The sequence below is a fragment of the Sphingomonas sp. P3_C5 genome, from assembly GCF_056402635.1.
Window position 1 is genome coordinate 142,823 of sequence record NZ_JBFUHA010000007.1, and the last position, 13,056, is coordinate 155,878.

Sequence of the window (13,056 nt, forward strand, 5' to 3'; positions counted from 1 at the left end):
GCCCGGATTCTAATGCGCACCCGGATAGAGCGGCTTCTCCCGCACAATTGCCGAAGCCGGTACAGGGTCCGGCCGGCCGACCGGTTTGATCACGACGTCGTCGAAGAAGGGGGTGCTCAGCCGATCGCCGTCGCGCGCGGCGAGGAGGCCGGCCATGCCGCTCGCGTAAAGCGAGTCCTGGACGTCAAGAACCGGGCGGTCGTCGATAAATGCGGTGATCATACTGCCTTTGAACCGAAGCCGGAGCCGGTGCCATTGTCCCGGCGCGACTCCAGCTACCTTGGTGGACCCGAGCAATTTCTCTCCACCAGCGGTTGCGTCGTTCTGCGCCCGGATGAGCGCCTGTTGCTCCGCGTCGCCGATCAGGGCCTTCTTGTCCGCCTTGCCCCGGATGACGATCAGTTCAAGCAATCCCGCGGAATCGAGTTGCAGGAAATACCCTTGCGGAACAGTGCCATAGCCGCTGCCGACATTGTTGACCCGACCCATGATGCCGCCGCCTTCGCCGGGCGCGAGATGCACGTCGGCGGCGACCTCATAGTCGCGCCACTGGTCATCGCCGATGATCGTATAGGGCTTCCATTCGGGCGCCCACGACATCGGCTGTACGGGCACGGCCTGACGCAGGCACATGCCGGCCCTGGCCGGACAGCGCGCGAGCTCGAAGACGTCCGCGATGTCGGCGAAATAGCGCGGCAGATAGCCATATTGCGCAGGTTGCCCGTAGCGCTCGAAATTTTCCCTGTAGGGGAGTGGAAAGGCGGTTTGCGCGGGCACTGAGGCGAAGCCGCCTTTGCGCTGCCCTCGCGTGGTCGTGATCGAATAGACGCTGTCGGGGGCAAGCGTGAGGGTGAACGCGCCGCCGCTTACCGCGACGTCCGGCTGACGGACAAACTGCGCGCTGCGGTCACTGCGCCACACGGCCACGCTCTTCGGCGACAGGCCCCGGCCGACGGTGAACCGTATCCGCTGCGCATTCCGCGCATCCTTGGTTTCGGCGATGATGCTGTAGTCCGTCCCCGGCGATTTCAGCGTCACATAGGTGCCGCCGCCGGCGAGATCGCCGCTGCCGCCATTCAGATACTGCCAGCCGATCTCGCTGAACTGGCCGTAATGGGCATAGCCCCATAGCGAGGGGTTGATCGCGTAATGCCCGCTCCACGGCGAGCCGGCGCGGATCGCGGCTTCCTTCTCACCCGAATAGGGCTCCGTCGGGTAAACCCCGGCGATCCCGTACCAGGTGACGATCCTGGTGACGCCGCTGCGGATATAGTTTTCGTTGAAGGACTCGACCATGCCGATCAGGCCGTCAAAGCCGGCCTTGTAGACATGCTGTTCGGTGTTCCAGATCGGCTTTCCGAGCCTGGCCGCGGTGGACTGGACTTCAGCCGACACGACTGACTCCGGCGCATTGATGTGAGCGCTGACGATGTCGAGCGAACTCCGCAGTTCGGCGTTTTTCAGGAGATCCGGGACGAAGGCGAACTTCGAGTCGTCGGGCCAATTGTCGAAGCCGTGCAGCCGAACCTTGGGAAAGCCGTTCGCATCAAGGCTTTTCCGGAAAGCCTTGGCGAAGCCGTAGCTCGCGCCCTTCTCGTTGCGACTGCCGATCGCGTCGAACTCCAGGCGATAGACGCTGCGGAGCCCGCGCAGCCATGTGATGTAATAGTCGACCGTATCCTGGGACCAGAAGTTGCCGTCCCCGCCCTTCTGCTCGAACAGGGTGCCGCTGGTGCCGAGCCAGCCCGGCCCGCTCCAGGCGGCGCCGTCCAGCGAAAGGCGCGGATTGCGCCGCCGCGCTTCGCGCAATTCCCACCACATATAGCCGCGGCGGTAGTTGAGGTCCTGGCGGCTGTGCATGTGGCTGGGCATCGAGCCTTGCGTCGAATTACCGTCGCCGGGGATTTCGACGAGCAGCGCACTGATCGAGGCACCGAATTTCGGCGTGAACATGAGGTCCAGGATCTGGCTTCGCTGGGCTTCCGGGTAATCCTTCAGCAGCACCCCAGTGCCGCCGCCGCCCTCGACGACGCCGATACCCTCGAACCGCTTGCCGCCGCGATCGGCGCTGAGCTGAACAGTCTGGATGCCGGTCTCTGCTGCCGGCGCCTGCGCATGCGCGTTCGCGGCCAGCGGCGCGAGCATGAGGGCCGCCACAATCCGGGGTTTATGAAACAAGGCTGAAGCCCTCCACGTCGCGGCTATCGACTGGCACGCCGCCGCCATCAGAATTGCTTTTCCCCTCACGATCGTCCCCCTCATGCCGGCAATAGCGGGCCAACAACCTCTCCCTTATGGACTCGTATTTGAGCGCTGCTTTCCACAGCGCGTCAATGAGTTCTGGGTTGAAGTGGCTCCGCTAACATTTGATTTTGCAGGGCTTTTGCTTCTACCAAATCCACTTTGAAGGTCGCCAGTCCGCCCTGCGAACCGACGCGCCGCCTGGCAACAAAATCAGCTGATCCCAATATCGAGCGGGCATTGGTCCGACCCCACCAGGCGAGAGGGAGATGACTCGCGGCGTAATGGGTGAATGCCGTAGCCTTCGGGGAGGGTTGAGATGGGGCAGTGCCACATACCTCCGAGCTCGCGGAAGCGCCCAGTACGGCCCATGGCGCAACCTTCGATGTGCGGAGATCGCGCCGCGTCGCGCGTGAATTCAACCTTTGGCCGCCTTCGCTATGGTCGCATCCGATCCGATACCGCGCGCGCTCTTTCTCATCGTCGAAACAATCGAAACGCCTTCCCCCGACCGGCGCCGGGGGCGAGCGTGCCCACCGCCGGGCCTGGCTCATCAAGAAAAAGAAAGCAGAAAAACATGACTCGCATAATTCAATACTCGGAATGACTTAATGACCTCAGTCATACCATGACCTCCCAATCCTCCCGAAGAAGCGGATTTGCGAGTGCGCGGTCGAAATGCGTAACGCCCCAGACGATCGCCCGCCGAAGTTTAAAATTCATATCCTGACGATGGCTCGCAAAAATGCCAAATCGGCGACCACGCCCCGCCAGGCGGAGCGCCGCAAGGTCATCATTAGCCTCGCCGATCCGCCGACCGTGCAAAGAATATTACGAAAATCCCACAATCTCCAACCCGGCGACTTCAAAAGATTAATGCGAGGCATCAAGCTACTCACATCGCACGATAAAAGGCGAAAATACCGCCTCTCGTACGTGAGTTTCGCGCTTTTTCATCGATTTTAGCGCCGTAATCTCCAACTTCCGGCAAATATAGATGATGGAAACCCCGGCCGAAATGCGCCGGCCATGAGCGTCAGCGAGCGGACGCCACTCCAGCCCGGACGAGCTCGGCCCGAGCCGCGGCAAAGCCCGCCGCGAACTCAGGTTTCGCCATCAGCCGCTCCGCGATCAGCACGCCGAGCATCTGCCCGGCGCTGACATCGCTGCGGAAATGCTGGCCGCAGATGATACGGGTCTGGCCGTAACGCGCGGCGCGGGCGAGCAGGGGCGCGGCCTTTTCGGGCACCAGCCGGGCCAGCACCTCGCCCATCGAAAAGGCCATCGAAGTATGCCCGCTCGGGTAGCTGGAGAACAGATCCTCGTTGCGCTTGCAGCTCTTGAGCGAGGGGTCGATCGCATAGGGGCGCGGGCGCCTGAACGCGTCCTTGCCGCGATCGACCGTCGCCTTCTCGCTCTCGCGAACCAGCGTGAGCAGGGCCGATGTGGCGGGCAACTTCGCGAGGTCGAAGCGAGGCCCAAGCACCTCGGCGAAGATCGTCGCGTTCTTCGTATCGCCGTCACGCCGCGCATCAGCCTCGTCAGCGGGCGAGCGCGCATCCTCGGCCGCATGCAACTCGGCCAGTTCAGCCCTTGCCTGCTCGCTGCCGGCCACCGGCGGCGGCGGCAGCACCAGCGCCGGGTCGATATCGGCGATCGACAGCAACGGAGCCTTCCCGCCGCCGGGTGCCGCGCCGGCAAGCGCTGCCGCCATGGCGAGAAGGCCCAGTTTCAACATCAGAAGGTCAGCGTGATGTCGCCGGTATAGGCGCGCGGTGTCTGGTAGAAGAGCTGCCCCGAGCTGTTGTTGATCAGCCGCTGCGAGTTGAACAGGTTGTTGATCTCGACCCCCAACCGGACCGGGCCGATCTCGTAGCGCGCGGAGAGAATGGCGCTATTGTATCCGCTTGTGCTGGGGTCGGCACCCCCGATCGGCGCGGTGGGCTCACCCGCCGCAAACCATTCCTTGCCGGTATATTTGTCGATCAGCGAGAAGCGGATCGGGCCGTGTTTGTAGATGATGCCGCCGGCCGCGGTAAATGTCGGCGCGAGCTTCACCTGGGTGTGAACGACGTCGGTCGGGTTGTTGGTCTTGGCATAGTTCACCGAACCGTTGGCGAAGACCGCGAATCCGCCATTGAACGCGTAGGTCGCCTGGCCCTCGATGCCCTTGTAGATCGCACCACCGATATTGGTGAAGCCGGCGGTAGCGCCGGAGCCGATAGGCGAGAACTTGTTCTTGAAGTCGATATAATAGCCATCCAGGTCGAGGCTCAGCCGGCCGCCATGATAGACGGCACCGACCTGATAATTGGTCGACTTCTGCGGATCGACCGTCGAGAGCGACGGGTCCGCCACATAGAGCTGGCTGAGCGGCGGCATCAGGAAGCCCTTGGCGTATTGCGCATAGAAGGACAGGCTGTCGATCGGCTGGTAGTTGATCGTCAGGAACGGCAGATCAGCCGTATAGGTCTTCTTGAAGTTCGACGGGATCCGGGTCGTCTGGTTGTAGGCGGCGGTGTCGATGCGGGTGAACTCGGCATGCTTGAAGCCCGGCGTGATCTTCAGGCCCTCGAACGGACGCAGCTCGACCTCGACGAATTCCTCGAGGTGGTTGATGTGCGAATCCTGGTCGAACTTGATGTTCGACGGCGTGACGAGCTTGGTCACGGGATCGGTCACCGTCTTCTCGGCGAAGTTCGGATCCATGGTCAGCAGGTTGACGTCGCGCTGCTGGCGATAGGTATTCGAATGCTCGTACCAGAAACCGACGGTCGAATTGACCCAGCTCGCGATATCCATGTGGAGCTTCGTGATGTTGCCGATCACGCGATATTTGTTGGTCTTGGTATAGCCCGGAACGCCGAACACCTTGGCGCCGCCCTGGCTCAGGGTGACCTTGTTCGCGGCCGTCACCGCGGCGATATCGGCAGCCGTGTTGCCATAGAGCGTAACGTCGCTGCCGCTCAGCGTCTCATTGTCGTAGCTGTAGGTAAAGCCGCGGGTGTCGAGGTGCGCCCAGGGGGTGAGATCGACTTCGAGCTTGGCGAGCTCGAAATCCGTCGTCTTGTGGGTGTGGTTGTACTTGTAAAAATTCTGCGTGTTGGGATCATCGTTCAGGCTGAAATATTTGCCGAATTCATTGACCTGGGTGATGGTCGGGCCATCATTGTCGGGCTGGTTGAAGTCATTCTCGTTATAGGTCGCGAGCAATGTCAGCTTCGCGGTACCGATCGGGATCACTGCCTTGCCGAACACGTTGTTCGACGTGAACGGGCTGAAGCTGCGCAGACCGTCCGACTTGATATGCTGGCCGCTCAGGACGATTTCGGTGCCGCCGAGCGCCTTGATGGCGCCGCTTTGTACGAGGCCGCGCAGCAGATAGGTGTTGTAGCTGCCATAGGTGCCCTTCGCCTCGACGCTCGCCTCCTCGCGGGTGGCGCGCGAGAACATGTTGAGGCTCCCGCCAAAGGTCGCCTGGCCCAGATTGCTTGCATTGCCGGGGCCGCGATCCACGATCAGCGTTTCGACTGTGTTCGACGGGAAGAAGGTGTTCGAATGATGGGTCGGATCATTGGTGTCGCCGAACGGTACGCCGTCATAGGTGACGTTATATTCGCCGTCCTGGAAGCCACGGATCTGCGCCTTGGATTCGGACAGGCCCGAGCCATTGGCGTTGCCGCTGTTGGAAACGCTCGGGGAAATCAGCGCGATCTGGTTGAAGTCGGAGGTCGCGGGCAGCGAGTCCTCGATGAACGAGCGCGAGATGATCGATTGCGGCTGGGTGGTCTGGAGCGAGGCGGTGACCGGCGCGATTTCGTTCGCCTTGGTCGCGGTCACGACGATGTCCGAACCCTCGGCGATCTTCTGGGCGTCGGCGTCCGTGTCGGCCGGGGCAGTCGCGGCCCTGGGCTCCGCTGCGGTAGCCGTGGCGGGCATCGTCTCCGCGAGAGCGGCGCCCGAAGCGAGCGATGCGGCAAGCGCAACCGCGCTCGCGCCGAAAAGGCGCAGCCGTGCGCCGGTCGATGTCGTCATTCTGGAAATTCCCCTTCGCCACGATCGGCGCACGGTCGCGCTAGGTGCGGTTGATGACGGTTTCATTGCGGAGCCGTGACAGAATGATGATTGGCGAAACTAATGTTACAGTGCCGTCCCGATCATTCCCGCAGTTGACCTTCGCGCCCGCTCCCCGCACGGGGTGGCCGATCGGCTGTCAGGGGCCTGCCAATTGCGAATCGTGATCGTAGACGATAGCGGCCTGCGCGCGACGGTGCTCGAGGAGGGCCTGCGCGAGGCCGGCTATGACGACATCCAGGTCGTCCCGCCGCGCGGCGGCTTTGTCGCGCGGATCGAACGCATGGCGCCCGATGTCGTCCTGATGGATCTCGGCAGCCCGAGCCGCGACACGCTCGAGGAAATGCTCGCCGTCAGCCGCGCGCTCGCCCGGCCGATCGCGATGTTCGTCGATCAGTCGGATGACGCGATGATCGGCGCCGCGATCGATGCCGGCGTCTCCGCTTATGTCGTGGACGGGCTGCGCAAGGAGCGGGTCAAGCCGATCCTCGATCTCGCGATCCGCCGCTTCAACGCATTCGCCCGGATGCAGACCGAGCTCGATGAGGCGCGGACCGCCTTGTCCGAACGCAAGACGATCGACCGTGCCAAGGCGATCCTGATGAGCAGCCGCAACCTGCCCGAGGCGGAGGCCTATGCCCTGCTCCGCACCACGGCGATGAACCAGGGCCGCCGCATCGTCGAGGTCGCCGAAGCGCTGATCACCGCAAGCAGCCTGTTGGGGGGCCTATGATGACCGCGATCACGATCGCCTTCCTGCCGCTCACCGACAGCGCCGTGCTCGTCGCCGCGCGCGAGAAAGGCTTTGCCGCCACCGAGGGGATCGACCTTTCGCTGCTCCGGACCACCTCCTGGGCAACGCTGCGTGATCGGCTGGTCTATGGCCAGGTTCAGGCAGCCCACATGCTGGCCCCGCTCGCGATCGCAGTGACCCTGGGGCTGAGCCAGCATCCGGCATCGATCTCCGCGCCGTTCAAGCTCGGCGTCAACGGCAATGCGCTGACCATGGCGAGCGATTTCGTCGCCGCACTCGATCCGGATCCAGCGCAGCGCGTCGCCGATCCGGTCGCGGCAGCGCATGATTTCGCGGCCGCCATCGGGCTGCACCGCCGCAAGCCGATCATCGGCATCGTCCACCGTTTCTCGAGCCACGCCCTGATGCTGCGCTACTGGCTGGGCTCGGCCGGGGTCGACCCCGACCGTGACATCACCATGCGCGTGCTGCCGCCTTCGCTGATGGTCGAGGCGTTGCGCGCCGGCGAGATCGACGGCTTCATCGCCGGCGAGCCGTGGAGCAGCGTTGCGGTCGCCGAGGGGCTTGGCGAGATCGTCGCGATCGGTGCACGGATATGGCAGCGCGGCGTGGAGAAGGTCCTCGGCTTGCGCACTGACTGGATGGAGGCCAACCCCGATCTGGTCGATCGCCTGCTGGTCGCCCTGTCGCACGCCGCTGCCTGGTGCGACGATCCCGCCAATCGCCTCGAGCTCGCAGCCCTGCTCGAACAGCCAAACTATGTCGGCCAGCCGGCCAGCGCAATCCTGCCCGCGCTCGAGGGCAAGATCGCGCTCCGCCCTGATATGCCGCCCATCGACGTGCCCGATTTCCTGATGTTCCACGGCGAGGCAGCCGGCTTTCCATGGCGCAGCCAGGCGCTCTGGATCTATTCGCAGCTCGTCCGCTGGGGAATGGTCAAGCCGGCCGCCGAGACTGAACGCCTGTCGGCCGACGTGTTCCGCTCGGACATTTATCGCCGTGCCCTGGCTGGCTCAGCCTTCCCGATGCCGGGCGCGAGCATGAAACTGGAGGGCGCGCTGGGATCGCCGCTCGCCGTCGGCTCGCACCGCCGCCCGCTGACGCTCGGCCCCGATCGCTTCTTCGACGACCGCGTGTTCGACCCACAGGACGTCGAGGGCTATCTGGCCGCGTTCCGCAAGATCTGACGCCCGGGAGAGATCGCTAAAGCGCCCGGAGAAAATACTCGGTCGGCGTCTTGCCATGCCCGGTCGCGAACCGGACATGCGTCTCGTCGGTCGTGCGCTGGTTGTCCGCGACCTTCATCTCGTCCGGGCCTGAGGTGCTGACGACGAGATAGATATGGTCGGCGCCCGCCGGGGTCGGGTCATTGTCGAAACAGACGCCGATGTCGCCGCTGATCTGCTTGCCGACCGCGATCCGCGTCCAGCCGCGATCCGCCATCACATGCGCCAGCTTGCCCGCGCCCCAGGTCATTGCCACATCGATACCGGCCTGCTGGAGCAAGGCGCTCAGATGCGCCGCACAGCCATTGGTCGGATAGCCCGGCAGCGAGGCCTTGGCGGTCTGCCGCGCTGCTTTCAGCCCGGCGGCCGAACTCCCCTGCCGGATCAGCTCGGGCACATGCACTGAGTCTGGGGTGGGATGCCCCGCCGCCGCCAACGGTGCAGCCCCGGTGCGCCCCGATTCCGGCACCACATCCTCGAGAAACGCACCGCTGACAAAGCCGTCGGCAACCCCGTCGCCTTCGAGATCGACCATCGTCCAGCTGCCCACACTCTTGAGCGGATGGACGAGCGTGCCGAACACCAGCAGCTTCGCGATGTTGAACTCAGTCCCCGGCCCGGCGCGCAGCCTCAGCCCGCTGCGCGCATTCACCCGCATCGGCGCTACAGCCGATGCGCCCGGGCCAGCCGCCGGTCCAGCCGGCACCACCAGGGAATGCAGCACGAAATCGCCGATATCATGGCCTTCGCCCGCGGTGTCCGGATCGCACTCGACCCCGGCGACGGTGGTGGCCGGGCCCTGGTTCAGTGCCCAGCGATTGGAGCTCAGGAACGCGGCATGGCCGGTCCAACCCGTCGACTGAGCCAGCCAGGCGCGCGCCGCGAGACCGGCATCGAGCACTGCCTTGCAGGTCGCGCCGCTGCCATAGACGCCGACGATATAATCGGGCTCGCCCGTCGCCACCGCGAAGGCATCTGCCACGCCCTGAAAATAGGGCAGCACCCGGTCGCGGATCTCGGCCGGGCTCGCGTCGAAATCGACGCCGAAATAGATCGCTGAGCCGGCCGGCTGGCCGATCGTCGTCGCGCCATAGCTGCGGGCATATTGCGCATCGGCAACGCCGGTCGGTCGGTCGAAGTTGCTCGCTGTGTCGCCGTGCCGGCCCTCATGGACGATGCCGAGCCGCAGACCCACCGCGGCGAGTTGCTCGGCCTCGGCGCCGCTCAGCCGCTTCGACGGACGGATCGTGTCGCGCGAATAATAGCGGATGACTGTCCTGACCCCGCCCGCGACCAGCGCCGCTGCCTTGCTGCCGCAGGTGCTCGATACGTCGATGATCGATGCCATGGCCATGCTCCCGGTTGCCGCAACGATGCCGGATCATATCGATTCCGGATGGAGTCTTGCCCGGAGATGGTACCGATCTGGTGGTAAGTCGATTGGAGGGGCGTGAAGATATGCGACACCTGGGTGTCGCATATCTCCGCTGATTCAACCCGCGAGGGAATCAGCCCATAGCGCCGGCATGTCGCCGATCAGGTACCAGACCTTAAAGCGCCCATTCCAGCGAGGCCCACAGCTTCTTCGTGTCAGTCCCGAAGCTGTGCGCGTCATAATCCGCGAATTTGACGAGCGCGGTATATTTGCCCTTCTTCACGCTCAGCTGAGCATCGATCTCCGAGCCGTAGCGCAGGCCAAGCCGGTCGCTGCCGAAGCGGTGATAGATCGCCGTCACCCCGATCGCGTCGAAGCCGAGCGCCTTTTTCCAGCCATAGCCGACCGAGCCATAAGCATCGCGCAGGCCGTTGGGCGGCGTCACGAGGAACTTGTCGGCCCAGCCATTGAACTTGTGCAGCGTCGCCAGCGGCGTCTGGAAACTGGTGAGCGCAACGCCCTTGTCGGCACCGAGGATCTCGAGACCGGCACCCACGGTGAACGCCTTCACGGCAAGCCCGACTTCGCCCGCATAATAGTTAGAGGAATAATTGTTCGGGTTGCGGTGATAGTCGCTCTGCACAGCGAAGCTCGCGGCATAGGTCACCTTCACCGTCTTGCTGAACGGGTGCGCACCGGCAAAGCGGCCGCCATAGGTCTGGCTGCTGTTGCCGAGCACCGGTGTCTCGTCCTGATCGACCAGATAGGCGAAGCCAGTGAGCGTGCCGATCTTGGTCGTGAAGGCGAGGTTGGCGAAGACATTGTCGCCGCTGATCGCCTGCAGCCGCGCCGGGCCGAAATTATTGCCGCCATCGATGCCCCAGATGGTGCGGTCGGACCAGGCATAGGTGACATCGGCCTTGAGGTTCTTGACGCCGCTCCACTCGACCCGCGCTGCATCGAAGGTCTGCTCATTGTCGCGCCAGCCGACCGAACCGACAAAGCGTTGGTCGTCGAGATTGATCCGCTGCCGGCCGACCGTGACCACCGTCTTGGGAATGCCGCGATATTGCAGCTGGAGCCGGTTGAGCTCGACATTCTCCGGATCGGCAACCAGCGGGAACATGGTCTTGCCGTTGAGGCCGCTATTATAATGCTCGGAGATGGCGAGCGTGCCCTCGGCCTCCGCGAGGAAGCTGAAATCGCTGACCTTGGCCTCGAACCCGGCCCTGATCCGAGCGGTGATGGCTTCGGCGTCCTTGGCGATCGGCGCCTGCTCGACATGTTCGTAGCGCAACCGCGCATCGATCAGCGGCTTGATCTTGATATCGTCCGCCATGGCAGGCGTCGCTCCGGCGACGGCCGTAAGCGCAGTTGCAACCAGCAAATAAGCACGCATCGAAAATTCCCCTTTTTTCTTGTTGAGTGCCCTCTCCCCGGACGGCCGTCTGCGCGGCCCTTCCCTTGTTCGTGACACGTCACCGGGCGATGCGAGGCATCACCGGCATCGGGCCGCCACCGGCAGCCCGGTTGGATTTCAGCGCCAGGCCCGGCGCCCCTCCCGGCTCAGGCCGCCCGGTCGACCGGGTTCGAAAAGCGCTGGTGAAGAAAGTGGAGTATCTCGTGCCGGGCATGGCCGTATGCCGGCATGTCGGCCGCCTCGATCCGGTTGCGCGGACGCGGCAGGTCGATCGCCAGATCCTCGCCGATCCCGGCCTCGGGCCCGTTGGTCATCATCACGACCCGGTCAGCGAGCAGCACTGCCTCGTCGACATCATGGGTAATCATCACCACCGTATTGTTCAGCTGCGCCTGGATCGCCATCACCGCATCCTGCAGGCTGGCGCGGGTAAGCGCGTCGAGCGCGCCGAACGGCTCATCCATCAGCAGCACGCGCGGGTTCATCGCGATGGCGCGGGCGATGCCGACGCGCTGCTTCATGCCGCCCGACAGCTCGCCCGGCCGCTTGCCCGCGGCATGTGCCATCTGGACCAGCTCGAGATTGTGGAACACCCAGTCGCGGCGCTCGGCGCTGGTCTTGCCGGGCGTGGTCTGGTTGACCGCGAGGCGCACATTCTCCTCGACCGTCATCCAGGGCAGCAGCGAGTGATCCTGGAAGATCACCGCCCGGTCGGGGCCCGGCGCGTCGACCACATCGCCGTCGAGGAAGACGACGCCACGCGCCGGCTTCACCAGCCCGGCAATTGCGTTGAGCAGGGTCGATTTGCCGCAGCCCGAATGGCCGATCAGCGCGACGAACTGGCCCTTCTCGATCGAAAGGTCGATGTCCTTCACCGCGACAAAGGTGCCGCGCCGGGTCGGGAAGGAGACGGTGATGCCCTCAAGGGCGAGATAAGCGCGATGCTTCATGTCAGCGATCCTCCCTTAAGCCTGATGTGCGATGCGGCGGCCGATCAGGGCCACGAGCCGGTCGAGCGTGAAGCCGACCATGCCGATCCAGACGAGCGCGACGATCGTGTCGGTGAGGAGCGAGCTGTTATAGCTGTCCCAGATGAAGAAGCCGATACCGGTGCCGCCCTGGACCATCTCGGCGGCGACGATCGCCAGCCAGCTCATGCCGACGCTGATCCTGAGGCCGGTGAACATGTACGGCACCGTCGCGGGCAGCATGATCCGGAAGAAATAGGTCGCCGGGCTGAGCGCCAGCACGCGGGCGACATTGCGATAGGTCGGCGGCATCGCCTGGACGCCGGCGGCGGTATTGAGGATCACCGGCCAGATCGCGGTGATGAAGATCAGGAAGACAGTCGACGGCCCGGCCTGCTGGAAGATGGCGAGGCTGATCGGCAGCCATGCGAGCGGCGGGATCGTGCGCAGCACCTGGAACAGGGGATCGAGCGCCCGATAGGCAAGCACGCTCTGGCCGATCAGGATGCCGAGCGCGATGCCCAGGATCGCGGCGAGGCCATAGCCCATCGCCACGCGCTTGAGGCTGGCGATGATATGCCCGGCGACCCCGACATCGCCGCCCTCGGCGATGTGCAGCCCGCCGAAATCGAGCGAAACGCCCTTGAACGGATGGACGATCAGCTCATGGCTGTCAGTCCAGATCTTGAGCGGGCTCGGCAGCGACGATCCTTCTCCGTTACAAATGACCTGCCAGACCCCGAGCAGCACGATCAAGGTTACGACCGTCGGCAGGACATTGGTCGCCACCGAGCGCAGGTGATCGGGCAAGGCCGCGAGATAGCGCGACATGACCGATGCCGCCGCCGGAGCCGGGCTCGTCATTTCGCTCAGTCGCGCCGGCGAGGGCGGGTTGGGGTGCCGAATGATTTCGGCCTCCGCTTTGGTGCCGGCGGTGCTTGCCGGTTGGGGCAAGGGATCCCGCGATGGTGTCGGTTGCGTATTCATCGAAAGACCCC

Annotated in this window: 10 protein-coding genes; 3 read left to right on the forward strand and 7 right to left on the reverse strand. The window is 64.2% G+C overall.

The genetic code is table 11. The features are described from left to right. Positions 1-9: 9 nt before the first annotated feature. On the reverse strand, positions 10-2,145 hold the full coding sequence (locus AC1DVS_RS17935; RefSeq protein WP_478025279.1) for a 3-keto-alpha-glucoside-1,2-lyase-like domain-containing protein: 2,136 nt from the start codon (positions 2,143-2,145) through the stop codon (positions 10-12). A gap of 774 nt (positions 2,146-2,919) precedes the next feature. Here AC1DVS_RS17935 and AC1DVS_RS17940 point away from each other — a divergent pair. After that, on the forward strand, positions 2,920-3,207 hold the full coding sequence (locus tag AC1DVS_RS17940) for a hypothetical protein (RefSeq protein WP_478025280.1): 288 nt from the start codon (positions 2,920-2,922) through the stop codon (positions 3,205-3,207). Positions 3,208-3,277: 70 nt separating this feature from the next. Here the strand turns inward: AC1DVS_RS17940 and AC1DVS_RS17945 are convergent, their stop codons facing one another. Continuing rightward, positions 3,278-3,979 (reverse strand): phosphatase PAP2 family protein, encoded by a 702-nt coding sequence (locus tag AC1DVS_RS17945; RefSeq protein WP_478025281.1) that lies wholly within the window; start codon positions 3,977-3,979, stop codon positions 3,278-3,280. Next, on the reverse strand, positions 3,979-6,276 hold the full coding sequence (locus tag AC1DVS_RS17950) for a TonB-dependent receptor (protein WP_478025282.1): 2,298 nt from the start codon (positions 6,274-6,276) through the stop codon (positions 3,979-3,981). The genes AC1DVS_RS17945 and AC1DVS_RS17950 overlap by 1 nt, the downstream gene beginning before the upstream one ends. A gap of 193 nt (positions 6,277-6,469) precedes the next feature. Between AC1DVS_RS17950 and AC1DVS_RS17955 the strand changes: the two genes are divergently transcribed. Both AC1DVS_RS17955 and AC1DVS_RS17960 read left to right on the forward strand, forming a co-directional pair. Next, positions 6,470-7,048: an ANTAR domain-containing response regulator gene (locus AC1DVS_RS17955; RefSeq protein ID WP_478025283.1), complete on the forward strand. Its 579-nt coding sequence runs from the start codon at positions 6,470-6,472 to the stop codon at positions 7,046-7,048. Further along, on the forward strand, positions 7,048-8,256 hold the full coding sequence (locus AC1DVS_RS17960) for a CmpA/NrtA family ABC transporter substrate-binding protein (protein ID WP_478025284.1): 1,209 nt from the start codon (positions 7,048-7,050) through the stop codon (positions 8,254-8,256). The genes AC1DVS_RS17955 and AC1DVS_RS17960 overlap by 1 nt, the downstream gene beginning before the upstream one ends. A gap of 16 nt (positions 8,257-8,272) precedes the next feature. Here AC1DVS_RS17960 and AC1DVS_RS17965 read toward each other — a convergent pair whose 3' ends face one another. The 4 genes from AC1DVS_RS17965 to ntrB form a co-directional block, all read right to left on the reverse strand. Continuing rightward, entirely contained in the window at positions 8,273-9,643 is a 1,371-nt protein-coding gene (locus AC1DVS_RS17965; RefSeq protein WP_478025285.1) for a glycoside hydrolase domain-containing protein, read from the reverse strand. A 202-nt stretch (positions 9,644-9,845) separates the two neighbouring features. After that, on the reverse strand, positions 9,846-11,069 hold the full coding sequence (locus AC1DVS_RS17970) for an alginate export family protein (RefSeq protein ID WP_478025286.1): 1,224 nt from the start codon (positions 11,067-11,069) through the stop codon (positions 9,846-9,848). 167 nt (positions 11,070-11,236) lie between these two features. Next, positions 11,237-12,040, reverse strand: a complete 804-nt coding sequence (locus AC1DVS_RS17975; protein WP_478025287.1) for an ABC transporter ATP-binding protein — start codon at positions 12,038-12,040, stop codon at positions 11,237-11,239. A 15-nt stretch (positions 12,041-12,055) separates the two neighbouring features. Next, on the reverse strand, positions 12,056-13,045 hold the full coding sequence (gene ntrB, locus AC1DVS_RS17980) for a nitrate ABC transporter permease (protein WP_478025288.1): 990 nt from the start codon (positions 13,043-13,045) through the stop codon (positions 12,056-12,058). Positions 13,046-13,056: the final 11 nt, after the last annotated feature.

Coding starts and splice junctions, on each gene's coding strand:
- AC1DVS_RS17945 (WP_478025281.1), bottom strand. CDS start 3,979: ATGTTGAAACTGGGCCTTCTCGCCATGGCGGCAGCGCTTGCCGGCGCG.
- AC1DVS_RS17960 (WP_478025284.1), top strand. CDS start 7,048: ATGACCGCGATCACGATCGCCTTCCTGCCGCTCACCGACAGCGCCGTG.
- AC1DVS_RS17950 (WP_478025282.1), bottom strand. CDS start 6,276: ATGACGACATCGACCGGCGCACGGCTGCGCCTTTTCGGCGCGAGCGCG.
- AC1DVS_RS17935 (WP_478025279.1), bottom strand. CDS start 2,145: ATGCTCGCGCCGCTGGCCGCGAACGCGCATGCGCAGGCGCCGGCAGCA.
- AC1DVS_RS17970 (WP_478025286.1), bottom strand. CDS start 11,069: ATGCGTGCTTATTTGCTGGTTGCAACTGCGCTTACGGCCGTCGCCGGA.
- AC1DVS_RS17975 (WP_478025287.1), bottom strand. CDS start 12,040: ATGAAGCATCGCGCTTATCTCGCCCTTGAGGGCATCACCGTCTCCTTC.
- AC1DVS_RS17940 (WP_478025280.1), top strand. CDS start 2,920: ATGCGTAACGCCCCAGACGATCGCCCGCCGAAGTTTAAAATTCATATC.
- AC1DVS_RS17965 (WP_478025285.1), bottom strand. CDS start 9,643: ATGGCATCGATCATCGACGTATCGAGCACCTGCGGCAGCAAGGCAGCG.
- ntrB (WP_478025288.1), bottom strand. CDS start 13,045: ATGAATACGCAACCGACACCATCGCGGGATCCCTTGCCCCAACCGGCA.